This is a genomic window from Promicromonospora sp. NPDC050262, from assembly GCF_040655935.1.
Lineage (GTDB): Bacteria > Actinomycetota > Actinomycetes > Actinomycetales > Cellulomonadaceae > Promicromonospora.
On the sequence record NZ_JBFAKX010000001.1, the window covers coordinates 184,350 to 200,899 of the forward strand.

Sequence of the window (16,550 nt, forward strand, 5' to 3'; positions counted from 1 at the left end):
CGAACGAGGAGCTTGTCATGACCGACACCTGGGTCTTCCTGATCCGCGAGAACGACTGGGACTCGGACGCGTACCTCCCCGAGAACATGGGGGGCCGCGACCTGTCCGAGGACGAGGACATGGCCGCGCACCAGCGCTTCGGCGACGCTGTGGCCGCGCTCGGGGCGAAGATCACCGGCAGCAACGCCCTGCAGAACGCCAAGTACGGCGGATGGGTCGCCGCCGGCGCGGGCGGCGGCGAGCCGGTGTACACCGATGCCCCGTTCACGGACACGAACGAGGTGATCACCGGTTACTACGAGATCGAGTGCGACGAGGCCACCGCCCGCAAGATCGCCGGGCTCGTGCCGAGCTCGAACACGGTCGAGTGGCGCAAGGTCGTGCGGTTCGGCTCCTGAGTGCCGATCGATCCCGCGGCGTTCCGCACCGCCTGGCCCCAGGTGGTGCGGTCGCTCGCGGTGACCACCCGCAGCCTGGACCACGGTGAGGAGTACGCCGCGGAGGCCTTCGCGCGCGCCGCCGCCCAGCCTGACGGCACCATCGACGACCTCGTGGGCTGGTGCGTGCAGGTCGGCCGCCGCACCTGGCTCGACGCGCTGCGCCACCAGGGGGTGTTCGATCGGATCCAGCCCCAGCTCGCTCGCCCGGAGGTGGCCGACGTGGACGCGCCGCACGCCCCGGGCGACGAGCTGGACGACCGCCTCGCGCTGCTCTTCGTCGCCTGCGACGACGCCCTCGCGCCCGGCGCACAGCTGGTGCTGGCGATGCGTGTGGTCTGCGGGCTCACGATCCGGCAGATCGCGGAACACCTCGGCGTCGCCGAGGCGACCGCGGCCGCCCGGCTCACCCGCGCCAAGTCCGCGCTGGCCCGGGCGCGGGACGAGTTCGCCGTGCCCGACGGGGCCGCGCGGGCAGTGCGGCTGCCCGTGGTGCTCGGGTGCGTGGCCGGACTGTTCACCGTGGGTCAGCGGGAAGAGCTGCAGCCCGAGGACGCGACGCGGGATCCGGCCCGTGACGCGCTGACGCTCGCCGAGGCACTGGTCGCGGAGTACCCGGACGACCCCGAGGTGCTCGGCCTGCGCGCGGTCTGCCGGCTCGGCCTGGCCCGGCGGCCCGGCCGGGTGCGCGACGGCGTGGCGCTCCCCCTCGACGAGGTGGACCGGTCGGCGTGGGACCGGCGGCTGCTGCGCACGGGGCTCGACGACGCCACGACCGCGCTCACGTGGTCGACGTCCCCCGGGGCACCCGAGTCGCCCGGCCGCTTCGTGCTGGAAGCCGCGATCTCCGGCGTGCACGCCACGGCACCGGACGCCGCCGGCACGGACTGGCCGCGGCTGGCACAGCTCTACGACGCGCTGGCGGGCACCTGGCCGTCCCCGGCGACGCGCGTCGCGCGGCTGGTGGTACTCGGCCGGCTGGCGCTGCGCGACGGCGGCGATCTCGTCCCGGTCGAGCGCGAGCTCGAGGCGCTGGTCGCGGACGGCCCGCCGTACGCCGCCCGCGACGCGAGCCTCACGCTCGCCGACCTGGCCCGCCGGACCGGCCGCACCGACGAGGCCGCCGGCCGGTACCGCGAGCTGCTCGACGTGGTGCCCGAGGGCCCGTTGCGCGAGTTCTGTCGCCGGTACGCGGGGTGACGGGGCGGCGACGGGCAGCGTCCGGAACCCGAAATCCCCTCAGCCGATGTCGGTGTCCGGTGGTTGACTCCAGCGCATGACCGACGACCTGACCTACGAGTTCTCCGCCGACCCCGCCCGCATCGACGCCACGCGCGTGCACGAGCTCGTCTCCCTGCACACCTACTGGGCGAAGGGCCGCCCGCGCGAGGTGATGGACGCCGCCATCGCGGGCTCCCGGCCCTACGGCGTCTACCGGCGGGACACGGGCGAGCAGGTCGGGTTCGCCCGCGTGGTGACCGACGGCGCGACGTTCGCGTGGCTCGCCGACGTCATCGTCGACCCGGACCTGCGCGGGCAGGGCATCGGAAAGCTGCTGGTCGCAGGCGTCGTCGCCGAGCTCGACCAGCTCAGCGGCCTGCGCCGGACGATCCTCGCGACGGCCGACGCCCACGGGCTGTACGAGCAGTTCGGCTGGACGCCGGTCACCGAGGAGTACACATGGATGGAACGCCCCGGCAGCGCCGCCGGCGCGCCGGCACCTCAACCAGGAGCAGCCACATGAGCCTGTCCGTCGAGATCGGTGACCTCACACGCGTCGAGGCCGACGCCGTCGTCAACGCCGCCAACGCCCTGCTCCTGGGTGGCGGCGGGGTCGACGGCGCGATCCACGCAGCCGCCGGACCCCGCCTCCTGGAGGCCTGCCGACGGCTCAGGAACACGACGCACCGCGATGGCCTGGCCGTGGGCGACGCCGTCGCCACCCCCGCGTTCGACCTGCCCGCGTCCTGGGTGATCCACACGGTCGGGCCGAACCTCCATCGCGGTCAGGACGACCCGGCCCTGCTCGCGTCGTGCTTCGCGCGGTCGCTCGACGTCGCCGCCGAGCTCGACCTGCGCTCGGTCGCCTTCCCGGCGGTGAGCGCAGGCGCCTACGGCTGGCCGGTGTCCGACGTCGCGCGCATCGCCGTGGTGACCACCCGGAACTGGCTCGCCGAGCACTCCGAGGCGGACCTGCAGGACGTGCGGTTCGTCGTGATCGACGAGCGCGTCCGGCGGGCGTTCGACGACGTGCTCAGCTCGTGAGCAGCTTGCGCAGCTCCTCCGGCGTCGTCGCGACCGCCGCCGCGCCCGCCGCCTCCAGCTCCCCGGGCGCGGCGTAGCCCCAGGTCACGCCCACGGTCGCGACGCCGTGGTGGGCGGCCGCGTGCACGTCGTGCTCGCGGTCGCCCACCATGACGACCTGCGCGACGTCGGCCCCGAGGGCCACCGCGTGCTCCACCGCCCGCTCCACCACGACCTCCTTGCCCTGCACCAGCCCGGCCGCCTCCGCGACGGCGCCGTGCACGCCGTCGAGCCCGCCCTCGAGGTAGCCGTCCAGCCCGAAGTGCTCCACGATCTGCCGCGCGTAGTGCTCGGGCTTGGCCGTCGCGACCAGGAGCGTCAGCCCGGCCTCCCGGAGCCCCGCGAGCGCCTCCGGGATGCCGGGGATCACCGAGTTGTCGAACATGCCGTGCACCTCGAAGTCGCTCCGGTAGGCGGCGATCACGGCGGTGGCGTCGGCGTCGGACAGGCCGATCCGGGTCATGCTCGCCCCCAGGGGCGGGCCCACGAAGGTGCGCAGGACCTCGTCGGAGGGGATGTCGAAGCCGGCGTTCGTGAAGCCGGTGCGCAGCGACGCGATGATGCCGGGCGCCGAGTCGGTGAGGGTGCCGTCGAGGTCGAGCAGGACGTGCGTGGTACGGGCGGGGAGCGAGAGAGTCACCCGGCGAGCGTGCCACAGGTTCAGTGGTGCCCGTGGTGCGCGTCCGCGCCGGGAGGCAGGTCCGGCCCGGTGCCCCCGACGTCGGGCTCCCCGCCGCCCTCGCCGGTCCCGTGAGCACCGTGCCCGGCGTCGCCGTCGTGGTCCGGCACCGTCCCCGGCTCCTGCCCCGGCTCGACGACGACGAACTGCCCCATCATCCCCTCGTCCTCGTGCAGCAGCATGTGGCAGTGGAACATGTAGGGCACGTCCGGGTCGGTGTAGTCCTCGAACCGCATGAGCAGCCGGTAGGTGCGGTTCGGTTCCAGGTAGACGGTGTCCTTGGGCCCGGCGAGCTCGGGGGGCGGCGGGTCGCCGTCGACGGACAGGACGCGGAACTGGACGTCGTGCACGTGGAAGCTGTGCGGCATCGGCACGATGCTGCGCACCTCCCACACCTCGGTGTCGCCGACGGTGGCGGCCTCGTCGATCCGTCCCATGTCCATGGTCTGCCCGTTGATGCGCCGGTCGTCGAGCTCGAAGGTGCGCGTCACGGCCACGTCCTCCTCGTGCAGCGCGTCCTGCGCGGCGTGGGCGGACGGCGTCCAGGCGGGCTCGGGCGACGGCGCGAGCCGGTCGGCGGCCCGCAGCTCCAGCACGTCGAACGCGTCGTTGCCGCCCATCGCGAACGGGACGACGACGCCGCCCAGGTCGGCCTCGAACGAGTGCAGGCGCGTGGACTCCCCCGGCGCCATGCGCACGACGACCTCGGCGCGCTCGCCGGGCGCGAGCCGCACCTGCTCCAGCCGGACCGGGGCGTCGAGCAGCCCTCCGTCGGTCGCGACCAGGTCCATCTCCCGGTCCGGGAAGCCGAGCTGGTAGGTGCGCGCCGTCGACCCGTTGAGCAGGCGCAGGCGCACCCGCTCCGTGGTCACCTCGTGGTACGCGCCCACGGTGCCGTTGGCCAGCACGATCCCGCCGAGCGTGCCGGGCTCGCTGCCGCTGTCGTCGAGCTCGAGCTGGCCGTCGTCGTCGAGGGTCTTGTCCTGCACGATGACGGGCACGTCGTCGACGCCGTACTCCTGGGGCAGGTCGGCGCCGCGGGACGCGTCGTCGTCCAGGAGGAACAGGCCTGCCAGGCCGCGGTAGACGTGCTTCTCCGTGGCGCCGTGCGGGTGCGGGTGGTACCAGAGCGTGGCGGCGGGCTGGTCGATCCGCCAGGTCGGGCGCCAGGTGGCGCCCGGCTCGACCTCCTGATGCGGCCCGCCGTCCATGGCGGCGGGCAGGTGCATGCCGTGCCAGTGCACGCTGGTCGGCTCGGCCAGGTCGTTGGTGACCTCGACGGCGACGCGTTCGCCGCGCTCGGCCCGCAGGGTCGGCCCCAGGTAGGAGCCGTCGAAACCCCAGGTGCGCGTCTCGACGCCGGGCAGGAGCTCGCTGGTGCCCTCCTGTGCCGTCAGGGAGAAGACACGCGTGCCGTCCACGACCCGCGACGGCGCCAGCGGCGGGATCGCGAGCTCGTTCGTGAACTCCACCTCGTCCACCGGGGTGACCGAGCCGGGAACCAGGGCGCAGCCCGCGAGCGCGAGCAGCGGTGCGGCGAGGGCTGCGAGCCCGGCGGCGCCGCGCCTCATCGGACACCCCCGCGCAGCCGCTGCACGCCCGCGGCGGCGAGGCCCGCGAGCGCGCCCCACATCGTGTCGAAGGCCAGGGCCGGGACGAGGGTCCACACCGGGCCGCCGCCCGGGCCGCCGAACCCCGAGAGCACCGGGACCATCGTGCCGATCGCCGTGGCGACCAGCCCGTAGGCCAGACCGGTCAGGGTCAGGGTGAGCACGGGGCGGGGCACGCGGCCCAGCCCGACGACGCCGATCCAGACGGCGGCGGTGATGCCGATGATCGCGAGCGCCCGGGGTCCGCCGCTGCCGAGCGCACCGGTCAGGCCGGTGAGGGGCCAGAGCAGGGCCAGCGTGGACAGGCCGGCGACGAGGGTCCACGAGACGGCGGCGGGTTCGGCGGGTACGGGCCGGCCGGGAAGGTGTGGTGAGGTCATGCCCCGACGGTGCCCGCCGGGCCCACCTCGCCACATCGGCCCGGGATCGTCTCCTGGTGTCGCCCGGAGGCGACACGACCCTGAGACCGTGGTCTGATGCCTCAGGGGCGGGCCGTCCGTAGGGTGTCGGTGTGCCCGAGCAGAGCGAGGTCCCGCGGACCGTCGACCCACGCGTGACCGTCGACCCGCGCGTCACCGACGTCGCCCTGGCGATCGCCATGGCGCTGGTGGTCGCCGTCGTCATCGCCGCGGACCCCGACGCCCCGGCGCACGCCGGGCCGGGGGCGTACCTGTTCGCGGTGGGTTTCGGGGCGCTGGTCCTGCTGCGGCGCCGGATACCGCGCACGATGGTCGTGCTCACGGTGCTGGGCGTCTTCGCCTACTACACGTTCCAGTTCGCGCCCATCGGCATGGCGCTGCCGGCGGTCGCGGCGCTGTACTCGGCCGCGGAGATGCGCCGTACCGGCTGGGCGATCGGCGGGGGCGCCGTGCTGGTCGCCGTCGCGACGTACTACCGGGTGACGGGCACCGCGGAGGAGTACCTGGCGCCGTACGACCTGGTCACGAACCTCGCGCTGGTCGCGGCGGCGATCGCGCTGGGCGTCGCGGTGCGCCTCTCGCGGGAGGCGCGCGTGCACGAGGCGCACGAGGCCGAGCAGCGGCTGCAGGCCGAGCGGCTGCGCATCGCGCGGGACCTGCACGACGTGGTGGGGCACAACCTGTCGGTGATCGCGCTGCACTCGGGTGTCGCCGCGGAGGCGGTGGGGCGGGACGACGACGCGGCCCGGGGCGCGCTCCACCACGTGCGGGAGGCGACGTCGGGCACGCTGCGCGAGCTGCGCTCGACGGTGCGGGTGTTGCGGGCGCCGCTGGACGCCACCGCAGGTCCGGCAGGCCGAGGCCCGGCCGCGCCCGACGCCGGGTCACCCGAGGTGACGCCGACCGGTCTGACGGGAGTGGAGGCCCTGGCGAGGTCGGCCCGGGCCACCGGCCTGTCGGTCGAGGTGACGCTCGACGTGCCGCCTGGCTCCCTCGACGGCTCGATCGACGCCGCCGCCTACCGGATCGTGCAGGAGTCCCTCACCAACGTGCTGCGGCACGCCGACGCCTCACGCGTGACCGTGTCCGCGCGGGTCACCGGCGCGCGCCTCGCGCTGCGCGTGTCCGACGACGGCCGGGGTGCCGGCCCGGACCTCGTCGCCGGCTCCGGGCTCTCCGGGATGCGCGAACGCGTCGCGCTGCTCGGTGGCACCCTGAGCGTGGGCGACGACCCGGACGGCGGGTTCCTCGTCGACGCCGACCTGCCCCTGCGACTGGAAGGTTGAGGCCGGCCCATGATCCGGATCGTGCTGGTGGACGACCAGGAGCTCGTGCGCGCGGGCCTGCGGGCCCTCGCGGAGAGCGACGGCGACATCACGGTGGTCGGCGAGGCCGCCGACGGGCTCGCGGGGGTCTCACGGGTGCGGGAGCTGCGCCCCGACGTCGTGCTGATGGACATCCGGATGCCCCGGCTGGACGGCCTGGCCGCGACCCGTGAGATCGTCGCGGACCCCGCGCTGGCGGGCACCCGTGTGCTGGTCCTGACCACGTTCGACGAGGACGAGCACGTCTTCGAGGCGGTCCGGTCGGGCGCGGCCGGCTACCTGCTCAAGGACGTGGCCCCGGCCGAGCTGCGCCGCGCCGTCCGCGTGGTCGCGGCGGGCGACGCGCTGCTCGACCCGGCCGTGACCGCCACGGTGCTGCGGGCCGTCGCCGCCGGCCCGGCGCCCCGCACCGGGGACGACGATCGCCTGGCCGCGCTCACGGAGCGCGAGCGCGAGGTGCTGCAGCAGCTCGGCCGCGGCCTGACGAACGACGAGATCGCCGCCGAGCTCTACCTCAGCCCGGCCACCGCGCGCACGTACGTGAGCCGGCTGCTCGCCAAGCTCGGCGCGCGGGACCGGGCGGCCCTGGTGATCCTCGCCTACGAGACGGGCCTGGTCAGGGCACCCTGACCAGGCCCGTCCGGGCCGACCGGGACCTCAGGGCGCCCGGGCCTCAGAGCGCCCGGAGCCGCGGCAGCACGTCCTCGCCGAACTGCGTGAGGAAGCGCTCCTGGTCGTGGCCGGGGCCGTGCACCACGAGGTGGTTGAGCCCGGCGTCGACGTAGGGCTTGATCATCGCGACGGCCTCGTCGGGGTCGGACGCGACGATCCAGCGCTTGGCGACCTGCTCGATCGGCAGCTCGTCCGCGAGCTGCTCCATTTCGGTGGCCGACGTGACGCTGTGCTTCTGCTCCGGCGTGAGCGACAGCGGCGCCCAGAACCGGGTGTTCTCCAGCGCGGCGGCGGGGTCGCGGTCGTAGGAGATCTTGATCTCGATCATCTTGTCGACCTGCGCGGCGTCGCGCTCCGCCTTGGCCGCGCCCTCGGCGACCGCGGGCAGCAGCTTCTCCGTGTACAGGTCCATGCCCTTGCCGGAGGTGCAGATGAAGCCGTCGCCCGCGCGGCCGGCGTACTTCGCCACGAGCGGCCCGCCGGCCGCGATGTACACGGGCACGGGGTTCTCGGGACGGTCGTAGATGTTGGCGCCGACCAGCTCGTAGTAGTCGCCCTTGAAGTCCACGGACTCCTCGGTCCACAGGGCCCGCATGAGCTGCACGGCCTCGCGCAGGCGCGCGAACCGCTCCTTGAACTCGGGCCACTCCATCCCGGAGACGGCCGTCTCGTTGAGGGCCTCGCCCGTGCCGACGCCGAGGATGACCCGGTTCTCGGTGAGCAGGGCCAGCGTGGCGAACTGCTGCGCGATCACCGCGGGGTTGTACCGGAACGTGGGGGTCAGCACGCTCGTGCCCAGCTGGATGCGGGAGGTGCGCTCCCCCGCGGCGGCGAGCCAGGCGAGGGCTGACGGCGCGTGTCCCCCCTCGTGCCGCCACGGCAGGAAGTGGTCGGAGACCATCGCGCTGTCCAGTCCCACCTCCTCGGCGCGTACTGCGAGCTCAACCAGCTCGCGCGGCCCGAACTGCTCGGCGGACGCCTTGTACCCGATCTTCAGAGTCACGGTTGCGACCCTACGCCGCATCGCCCGCGTGCGAGCCCGGTCGTCGCGCACATCACATCCGTGCTGCTCAGGGCAGAAGAACCCGACGGACCCGACGGCACGGTCACCGCAACGCCCGGTACGTCCGGCTCGTCAGCTCGTGGTCCAGGTGCGGCTCCAGCCACCCGCTGGTCTCCACCACCCGTGGCAGGGACACCCCCGTGGTGATCCCCAGCCCGTCCAGCATCCACAGCAGGTCCTCCGTGGCGAGGTTGCCCGTGGCCGACTCCGCGTACGGGCACCCGCCCAGGCCCCCTGCCGACGTGTCGAACGTCGTCACCCCGTGCCGCAGCGCGGCCGCGACATTGCCCAGCGCCTGCCCGTAGGTGTCGTGGGCGTGCAGGGCCAGCACGTCGTCGGGCAGGCCGGCGGCGTTCAGCGCGTCCAGCAGCGCGACGACGTGCCCCGGCGTCCCGACGCCGATCGTGTCGCCCAGGGAGAGCTGCTCCGCGCCCAGGTCCATCAGGCGCCGGGCCGCGGTGACCACCTGCTCCAGCGGCACGTCGCCCTCCCACGGGTCGCCGAAGCACATCGAGACGTACGCCCGCACCCGCATCCCCGCGGCGCGCGCCCGCGTCATGACCGGCTCGAACATCGCGTACTGCTCGTCCAGGGACCGGTTCAGGTTCCGGCGCGCGAACGAGTCGGTGGCGCTGGCGAAGACCGCGATGTGCCGCAGCCCCAGGTCGTAGGCGCGCTCCAGGCCGCGCTCGTTCGGCACGAGCACCGGCAGGTCGCGGGCGCGGTCGCCGAGCCGGTCCACCAGCGCGCCCAGCACCTCGGCGGCGTCGGCGAGCTGCGGCACCCAGCGCGGGTGCACCAGGCTCGTGGCCTCCACGTACGGCAGGCCGGCGTCGAGCAGCCGCTCGACCAGGTCGATCTTCACCGCGGTGGGGACCACCGCCTTCTCGTTCTGCAGCCCGTCGCGCGGGCCCACCTCGTAGACGGTCACGCGGTCCGGCAGGGCCGGGTCGCGCACCACCTGCGGACGGCGGTAATCCCGGGGCGCCTGATCAGGCATCGGCCACCTCCATGACGAACAGCACCTGCCGCGCCGCGACCTGCTCCCCGGCAGCGGCGCGGACCCGCACCACACCGTCGGACGGCGCCACGAGCGCCACCTCCATCTTCATCGCCTCCAGCACGCCGAGCGCCTGCCCGGCGGTCACCACCTCACCGTCGCGCACCTCGACCCGGGCCAGGGCGCCGGGCATCGCGGCCACCACGACGCCGTCGGACAGGTCGGTCTCTGCCGCGCGGGAGCCGCCCGGCCGGGCGAACCGGAAGGTGTGCCCGCGCGTGCTCACCTCCACGGACCGCGGCCGCACGTCCACCACGAACCGGGCGGTCACGCCGTCCAGCTCCAGCAGCGTCGCGCCGTCCCCGGCACCCTCCACGGCACCACCCACGGCCCGGCACGACGTCGGCGGCTCGCCGCCGCGCCGCACCTCGCCCCGGGCGACGCTCACGCGGAGCACCGCGTCGTCGAGCTCGACCCACGTGTCCGCGGGCGGGCCGCCGAGCCGCCAGCCGTCGCCGCCGCCCTGCGCCGCGGCGGAGGCCACCGCCCAGGCGGCCGCCACGAGCGCGGGTCCCGGGTCCGGCGCGGGCAGCGGGTGGGTGTCCAGCCAGGCGGTGTGCACCTCGCCGTCGCGGAACGCGCCGGAGTCCGCGAGCGCCCGCACGAACCCGGTGTTGGTGACCAGGCCGCCGATCGCCGTGTCGTCGAGGGCGTCGACGAGGGCGTGCCGGGCGGCCTCGCGGTCGGGGCCGCGCGCGATGATCTTGCCGACCATGGGGTCGTAGGCGGCGGGGACGACGGTGCCGTCCTCCAGCCCGGCCTCGACGCGTACGGTGGTCGGGCCGGTCGAGACGGGCCAGCGCACGCGGGTGGCGGTGCCGGCCTGCGGCAGGAACCCGCCGAACGCGTCCTCGGCGTAGATCCGGGCCTCGATGGCGTGCCCGGTGACGGTGACGTCGTCCTGCGTGAAGCCGAGCGGTTCGCCGGCGGCGACGCGGAGCTGCTGCTCGACGAGGTCGATCCGTTCGCCGCGGACGCGCACGACCTCCTCGGTGATGGGGTGCTCGACCTGGAGCCGGGTGTTCATCTCGAGGAACCAGGCGCCTTCGATGCCCTGGCGGGTGTCGACCAGGAATTCCGCGGTGCCGGCGCCGGTGTAACCGACCTCGCGGGCCAGGTTCACGGCCCACAGGTGCAGCGCGTCGCGCACGGCCGGGTCGAGGTCGGGTGCGGGGGCTTCTTCCAGCACCTTCTGGTGGCGGCGCTGGGCGGAGCAGTCGCGTTCGTGCAGGTGGAGCACGTTCCCGTGCTCGTCGGCGAGGATCTGCACCTCGACGTGCCGCCCGTGCTCGACGTACCGCTCCAGCAGCAGCGTGTCGTCGCCGAACGCCGCGGCGGCCTCGCGGCCGGCGGCTGCGATGGCGGCGGCGAGCTCGTCCTCGCCGCGCACGACGCGCATGCCCTTGCCCCCGCCGCCGGCGGCGGCCTTGACCAGGAGCGGGTAGGTGCGGCTCCCCTGCATGGCGAACCATCCGCCGCCGCTGACGTTCCCGAGCGACCCCAGGACCGGCACGCCCGCCTTCCGGGCGATCTCGCGCGCGGTGTCCTTGCGGGCCATGGCGTCCATCGCCGCGGGCGGCGGTCCCACCCAGGTGAGCCCGGCGCCGAGGACGGCGCGGGCGAACTCGGCCTGCTCGGACAGGAACCCGTAGCCGGGGTGGACGGCGTCGGCGCCGGTCTCCTTCGCGGCGGCGAGCAGCGCGGGGATCGACAGGTAGGACTCGGCGGCCGGGGTGGGGCCGATGCGGACGGCGACGTCGGCGGCACGGGTGTGCGGGGCGCCGGTGTCGGCGTCGGAGTGGACGGCGACGGTGCGCAGCCCGAGCCGGCGGGCGGTGCGGATGATCCGCAGCGCGATCTCGCCGCGGTTGGCGATGAGCAGGGTGTGCATCGTCATCACATCCGGAAGATGCCGTAGGAGGGTTCGGGGATCGGGGCGCCGGCCGTGGCGGCCAGGCCGAGGGCCAGGACGCGGCGGGTGTCGGCGGGGTCGATCACGCCGTCGTCCCACAGGCGCGCCGTGGCGTAGTAGGGGTTGCCCTGGGTCTCGTACTGGGCGCGGATCGGGGCCTTGAACGCCTCGACGTCTTCCGTGGGGGCGTCGGCGAGGTCCTTGCGGACGGTGGCCAGGACGGAGGCCGCCTGCTCGCCGCCCATCACGGAGATGCGGGCGCCGGGCCACATCCACAGGAACCGGGGGTCGTAGGCGCGGCCGCTCATGCCGTAGTTGCCGGCGCCGAACGAGCCGCCGAGCACGACGGTGAACCGGGGCACGGAGGTGCAGGCCACGGCCGTGACGAGCTTGGCGCCGTCCTTGGCGATGCCCCGGTGCTCGTACTCCTTGCCGACCATGAACCCGGCGATGTTCTGCAGGAACACCAGCGGGATCCGCCGCTGGTCGCAGAGCTGCACGAAGTGCGCGCCCTTGAGCGCCGACTCCGAGAACAGGATGCCGTTGTTGGCCACGATCCCGACCTGGTAGCCGTCGATCCGCGCGAACCCGCACACGAGCGTCTCGCCGTAGCGGGCCTTGAACTCGGCGAGCTGGGAGCCGTCGACGATCCGCCGGATCACGTCGTGCACGTCGTACGGGGTGCGCGGGTCGGCGGGCACGTCGTAGAGCCCGTCGGGGTCCAGCTCGGGCTCCTCGGGCGGCACGCGGTCCAGCACCGGGGCGGCGGCCGGGGTGGTGGCGATGATCTCGCGCACGATGCGCAGGGCGTGGGCGTCGTCGTCGGCCAGGTGGTCCGCGACGCCGGAGGTGGTGGTGTGCACCACGCCGCCGCCCAGCTCCTCGGCCGTCACCACCTCGCCCGTGGCGGCCTGCACCAGGGGCGGGCCGCCGAGAAAGATCGTGCCCTGGTCCCGCACGATGACGGCCTCGTCGCTCATCGCCGGCACGTACGCGCCGCCCGCGGTGCAGGACCCCATGACGGCGGCGACCTGCGGGATGCCCCGGGCGGACAGGTTGGCCTGGTTGTAGAAGATGCGCCCGAAGTGCTCCCGGTCGGGGAACACCTCGTCCTGCATGGGCAGGTAGGCGCCGCCGGAGTCCACGAGGTAGACGCACGGCAGGTGGTTCTCGGCCGCGACCTGCTGCGCGCGCAGGTGCTTCTTGACCGTGACCGGGTAGTACGTGCCGCCCTTGACGGTCGCGTCGTTGGCGACGACGACGCACTGCCGCCCCGCGATGCGCCCGATCCCGGTGACGATGCCCGCGCTGGGCACCGCCCACTCGCCCCCGTACATGTCGTAGGCCGCCAGGGCTCCGATCTCCAGGAACGCCGCTCCCGGGTCGAGCAGCCGGTCCACCCGGTCGCGGGCGAGCAGCTTGCCGCGCCCGGTGTGGCGGGCGCGCGCCTCGGGCGAGCCGCCCTGGCGCACGCGCACCAGCCGCTCGCGCAGCTGCGCGGTCAGGGTGCGCAGATCCGGTCCAACGCCGACGTCGGTGGTCATGTGCCGCAGCATAGCCCGCTGGTTAATGATCGTTAACCCCTCGTTCCGGCAGGTCGCTCCTAGACTGCTCCGGTGACCCCGCGCAGGCAGCAGATCCTGAGCACGGCGGCCGACCTGTTCGCCGCCCGTGGCTTCCACGGCGTCTCCATGGGAGACATCGGCGCGGCCGTCGGTGTGTCCGGCCCCGCCCTCTACAAGCACTTCGCGGGCAAGGAGGACATCCTCGGCCAGTGCCTCCTGCACGCCTCCGACCAGCTCCTGGCAGGGGCGCGGGAGCTGCTGTCCGACGACGGCGTGCCCGCCGCCGGACCGCACGAACCGAGCGGACCCGACGGCGCCCTCGCCGCCCTGATCGCCCGGCACGCCGACTTCGCGCTCGACAACCCCGCCCTCATCGTGATCCAGGAACGGGAGTGGGGCGCGCTGGGCGCCGACGCCCGCGCGCAGGTGCGGGAGCACCAGCTCGCGTACATCGACGTCTGGACCGACGCGCTGCGCCCCCTGCGCCCCGACCTCGGCGGCACCGAGGCCCGGGCCGCCGTGCAGGCCGCCTTCGGCCTGCTCAACTCGACGCCGCACAGCGCGCGCATCGGACGCGCGGCCATGCGGGCCCTCCTGACCCGCATGGCACGCGCCGCCCTGCTCACTCCACCGGCAGGCCCAGCCCTCGCGCGATGAGCATGCGCTGCAGCTCGGACGTCCCCTCGCCGATCTCCAGCACCTTCGCGTCCCGGTAGAAGCGGGCGATCGGCCCGTCCTCCATGACGCCGTAGCCGCCGAAGACCTGCGCCGCGATGCGCGTGGCCGTCACGGCGGACTCCGTGGCGTAGAGCTTGGCGACCGAGGAGGCCCGCCGGAACTCGTCGAGCGGCGCCCCCGAGTCCTTCAGCGCGGCGGCCCGGTAGGTGAGCGCACGGCTCGCCTGGAGCATGACCTCGACGTCGGCGATCTGGAACGCGACGCCCTGCTTGCGGCCGATCGGCCCGCCGAACGTGGGGCGCACGCCGGCGTGCTCCACCGCGAGCTCCAGCATGGCCTGGATGCAGCCGGTCGCGAGCGCCGCGACGGCCACCCGCCCCGTGTTCAGGCAGATCATGAGCTGCTTGAACCCGTTGCCGCGCTCCCCCAGGAGGTTGGCCTCGGGCACGCGCACGTCCTCGAACCGCAGCGCGTGGGTGTCGCAGGAGCGCCAGCTCATCTTGTCGTGCAGGGGTTCGACGACGTACCCCGGGGTGTCGGTGGGAACGATGATGGCGCTGAGCTCCGGGCTGCCGTCCGGCCGGGTGCCGGTGCGCGCCGCGACGGTGCAGACGCTGGTGATGGGCGTGCCGGAGTTGGTGATGAACTGCTTGGCGCCGTTGACGACCCACTGGCCGTCGCGCAGCTCCGCGGTGGTGGTCATGGCGTTGGCGTCGCTGCCCGCGCCGGGTTCGGTCAGGCCGAACGCGCCCAGCCGCCGTCCGGCGACCAGGTCGGGCAGCCAGGTCTTCTTCTGCTCCTCGGTGCCGTAGCCCAGCAGCGTGCCGACGCCGAGGCCGACGCCGGCCCCGAGCGTGATACCGACGGACTGGTCCACGCGGCCGATCTCCTCGACGGCGATGCAGAGCCCGGTGAGCCCGAGCCCGGACCCTCCGTACTCCTCCGGGGCGGTCAGGCCGAACAGGCCCAGCTCTCCCATCTGGTGCACCACCTCGACGGGCAGGCGACTCTCCCTGTCCCATCGGGCGATGTGGGGCGCGATCTCGCGGTCGGCGTAGTCACGTACCGCGTCCCGGAGCTTGGTGAGCTCCGGGTTCTCTGGTGGGGTATGCATGTTGCGCATGTCACAGAGGTTAACCACCATTAACCTCACAGCGCCAGGCCCCACCCGGAGGACTTCTCGATGACCACCCCCAGTCAGGTCGCCTACGACGTCGTAGCGCTCGACCGACCCGACGCGCCGCCCGTCCCGTACGCCCGGATCACGCTCGACGCGCCCCGGCGGCGCAACGCCCTGTCCCTCGCCCTGCTCGACGAGCTGCGGGCCGCCCTGGACCGCGCCGCGCACGACGACGTGCGCGCCGTCGTGCTGGCGGCCAGCGGCAGCGCGTTCTGCTCGGGGGCCGACCTCACCGAGGCCCTGGCCCAGGGCATGACCGTCTCCGCGCGCCGGCTCGCCGACGTGCTGCGCGACCTGCTGGCCCTGCCCAAGCCCGTCGTGGCGCGCGTGCACGGGCCGGTGCGGGCCGGCGGGATCGGGCTGGTCGCCGCGTGCGACGTCGCCGTCAGCGCCGACCAGATCACCTACGCCTTCACCGAGGCCCGCCTCGCGCTCGCGCCCGCCGTCATCTCGCTCGCGGTGCTGCCGCGGATGACGCCGCGCGCGGCGTCGCACACGTTCCTCACCGGGGCGCCGTTCACCGCGGCCGAGGCCGCGGCCTGGGGCCTGGTGACCAGCACGGTCCCGCTCGCCGACCTCGACACGGAGGTCGACGCCGTGCTGGCCGGCCTCGCGGCGGGCGACCCGCAGGGGCTGGCCGCCACCAAGGAGCTGCTCAACGCGGACACCCTGGCCCGCTTCGACACGCACGTGGACCACGCCGTGGCGCTCTCGGCGGAGCTGTTCGGCTCCGAGCGCGCCCGGGCGGCGATGGAGCGGCTGCTGGCCCGCTGACCGGATGAGGCCTGAGGGGGCGAGGGCTGATTGGATGGGGGCGTGGCCACCCGGATCTCCCAGCGCAACGCACGCTTCCAGCAGCTCCAGACTCTCGTGACGAACCGCAACAAGCGGCACCGCGCCGGCGAGTTCCTGGTGCAGGGCGTGCGGCCCGTCAGCATGGCCGTCGAGCACGGCTGGGAGGTGCGCGCCCTGCTGTACGACGCCGAGCGCCGGCTCTCGCAGTGGGCCCGGGACCTGCTCGCGGCCCACCCGCACACCGAGCACGTCAAGATGGCGCCCGACCTGCTGGCGGAGCTCGCCGAGAAGGAGGACCCCGAGCTGCTCGCCGTGCTGGCGATGCGGCCCGACGACCTCGATCGCATCGAGGCCGGCCCGGACTTCCTCGGGGTCGTGTTCGACCGGCCCACCCAGCCGGGCAACATCGGCGCGATCGTGCGGTCGGCCGACGCGTTCGGCGCTCACGGCGTGATCACCACGGGACACGCCGCCGACGCCTACGACCCCAAGTCCGTGCGGGCGAGCACGGGGTCCTTCTTCGCGACACCGGTCGTGCGGGCCCCCTCCACGGCGGAGGTCATGGACTGGGTCCAGCAGCGCCGTGCGGCCGGCCTGCCCGTGGTCGTGGTGGCCACGGACGAGCACGGCGACGCCGACGTCTCCGCCTACGACCTCACCCAGCCGGTGCTGCTGCTGGTCGGCAACGAGACCACGGGCCTGACCCAGGCGTGGCGCGACGCCGCCGACGTGACGCTGGGCATCCCGATGACGGGCTCGGCGAGCTCGCTCAACGCCGCGAACGCGGCCACGGTCGTGCTGTACGAGGCCCGGCGCCAGCGGCTGGCCGCCCGCTGACGCCGGACCGCGGC

17 protein-coding genes are annotated in these 16,550 nt (G+C 74.3%); 9 read left to right on the plus strand and 8 right to left on the minus strand.

The window, feature by feature from the left end:
- Positions 1-17: 17 nt before the first annotated feature.
- From AB0I29_RS00860 to AB0I29_RS00875, 4 genes are all read left to right on the plus strand, one after another.
- On the plus strand, positions 18-398 hold the full coding sequence (locus AB0I29_RS00860) for a hypothetical protein (RefSeq protein ID WP_357476861.1): 381 nt from the start codon (positions 18-20) through the stop codon (positions 396-398).
- The gene (locus tag AB0I29_RS00865) at positions 399-1,637 is read left to right on the plus strand and encodes a DUF6596 domain-containing protein (RefSeq protein ID WP_357476864.1); all 1,239 of its coding nucleotides are present in this window, start codon (positions 399-401) and stop codon (positions 1,635-1,637) included.
- A gap of 76 nt (positions 1,638-1,713) precedes the next feature.
- A complete protein-coding gene (locus AB0I29_RS00870) occupies positions 1,714-2,181 on the plus strand; it encodes a GNAT family N-acetyltransferase (protein WP_357476867.1) in 468 nt (155 codons plus the stop codon).
- Entirely contained in the window at positions 2,178-2,702 is a 525-nt protein-coding gene (locus AB0I29_RS00875) for an O-acetyl-ADP-ribose deacetylase (RefSeq protein WP_357476870.1), read from the plus strand. The genes AB0I29_RS00870 and AB0I29_RS00875 overlap by 4 nt, the downstream gene beginning before the upstream one ends.
- On the opposite strand, the gene AB0I29_RS00880 is transcribed toward AB0I29_RS00875, so the two are convergent.
- The 3 genes from AB0I29_RS00880 to AB0I29_RS00890 are packed head-to-tail and all read right to left on the minus strand — an operon-like array spanning position 2,692 to position 5,410.
- Positions 2,692-3,381, minus strand: a complete 690-nt coding sequence (locus AB0I29_RS00880; protein WP_357476873.1) for an HAD hydrolase-like protein — start codon at positions 3,379-3,381, stop codon at positions 2,692-2,694. The two genes, AB0I29_RS00875 and AB0I29_RS00880, sit on opposite strands and share 11 nt — an antisense overlap.
- Before the next feature lie 20 nt (positions 3,382-3,401).
- On the minus strand, positions 3,402-4,991 hold the full coding sequence (locus AB0I29_RS00885) for a multicopper oxidase domain-containing protein (protein ID WP_357476876.1): 1,590 nt from the start codon (positions 4,989-4,991) through the stop codon (positions 3,402-3,404).
- On the minus strand, positions 4,988-5,410 hold the full coding sequence (locus AB0I29_RS00890; RefSeq protein WP_357476879.1) for a hypothetical protein: 423 nt from the start codon (positions 5,408-5,410) through the stop codon (positions 4,988-4,990). Before AB0I29_RS00890 ends, AB0I29_RS00885 begins: the two co-directional genes overlap by 4 nt.
- Before the next feature lie 131 nt (positions 5,411-5,541).
- Between AB0I29_RS00890 and AB0I29_RS00895 the strand changes: the two genes are divergently transcribed.
- Together AB0I29_RS00895 and AB0I29_RS00900 are read left to right on the plus strand one after the other, a co-directional pair.
- The gene (locus AB0I29_RS00895) at positions 5,542-6,735 is read left to right on the plus strand and encodes a sensor histidine kinase (RefSeq protein WP_357476882.1); all 1,194 of its coding nucleotides are present in this window, start codon (positions 5,542-5,544) and stop codon (positions 6,733-6,735) included.
- 9 nt (positions 6,736-6,744) lie between these two features.
- Positions 6,745-7,404, plus strand: a complete 660-nt coding sequence (locus AB0I29_RS00900) for a response regulator transcription factor (RefSeq protein ID WP_285103550.1) — start codon at positions 6,745-6,747, stop codon at positions 7,402-7,404.
- Positions 7,405-7,447: 43 nt separating this feature from the next.
- Here the strand turns inward: AB0I29_RS00900 and fgd are convergent, their stop codons facing one another.
- The 4 genes from fgd to AB0I29_RS00920 all read right to left on the minus strand — a co-directional run bounded on the left by fgd (position 7,448) and on the right by AB0I29_RS00920 (position 13,025).
- Complete coding sequence (gene fgd / locus AB0I29_RS00905) at positions 7,448-8,449, minus strand: glucose-6-phosphate dehydrogenase (coenzyme-F420) (RefSeq protein ID WP_285103548.1); 1,002 nt, start codon at positions 8,447-8,449, stop codon at positions 7,448-7,450.
- Positions 8,450-8,552: 103 nt separating this feature from the next.
- On the minus strand, positions 8,553-9,509 hold the full coding sequence (locus tag AB0I29_RS00910) for a hydroxymethylglutaryl-CoA lyase (RefSeq protein WP_357476886.1): 957 nt from the start codon (positions 9,507-9,509) through the stop codon (positions 8,553-8,555).
- Positions 9,502-11,466 (minus strand): biotin carboxylase N-terminal domain-containing protein, encoded by a 1,965-nt coding sequence (locus AB0I29_RS00915; RefSeq protein WP_357476889.1) that lies wholly within the window; start codon positions 11,464-11,466, stop codon positions 9,502-9,504. Before AB0I29_RS00915 ends, AB0I29_RS00910 begins: the two co-directional genes overlap by 8 nt.
- Positions 11,466-13,025: a carboxyl transferase domain-containing protein gene (locus AB0I29_RS00920; protein ID WP_357476892.1), complete on the minus strand. Its 1,560-nt coding sequence runs from the start codon at positions 13,023-13,025 to the stop codon at positions 11,466-11,468. Before AB0I29_RS00920 ends, AB0I29_RS00915 begins: the two co-directional genes overlap by 1 nt.
- A gap of 72 nt (positions 13,026-13,097) precedes the next feature.
- Here AB0I29_RS00920 and AB0I29_RS00925 point away from each other — a divergent pair, with 72 nt between their 5' ends.
- On the plus strand, positions 13,098-13,703 hold the full coding sequence (locus tag AB0I29_RS00925) for a TetR/AcrR family transcriptional regulator (protein WP_357476895.1): 606 nt from the start codon (positions 13,098-13,100) through the stop codon (positions 13,701-13,703).
- Here AB0I29_RS00925 and AB0I29_RS00930 read toward each other — a convergent pair.
- Positions 13,669-14,847: an acyl-CoA dehydrogenase family protein gene (locus AB0I29_RS00930; protein ID WP_285103539.1), complete on the minus strand. Its 1,179-nt coding sequence runs from the start codon at positions 14,845-14,847 to the stop codon at positions 13,669-13,671. The two genes, AB0I29_RS00925 and AB0I29_RS00930, sit on opposite strands and share 35 nt — an antisense overlap.
- 60 nt (positions 14,848-14,907) lie before the next feature.
- Between AB0I29_RS00930 and AB0I29_RS00935 the strand changes: the two genes are divergently transcribed.
- Together AB0I29_RS00935 and AB0I29_RS00940 are read left to right on the plus strand one after the other, a co-directional pair.
- A complete protein-coding gene (locus AB0I29_RS00935) occupies positions 14,908-15,678 on the plus strand; it encodes an enoyl-CoA hydratase-related protein (RefSeq protein ID WP_357476898.1) in 771 nt (256 codons plus the stop codon).
- A 42-nt stretch (positions 15,679-15,720) separates the two neighbouring features.
- Positions 15,721-16,536, plus strand: coding sequence for a TrmH family RNA methyltransferase (locus AB0I29_RS00940; protein WP_285103535.1), 816 nt, complete (start codon positions 15,721-15,723; stop codon positions 16,534-16,536).
- The last annotated feature ends 14 nt before the right edge of the window (positions 16,537-16,550 follow it).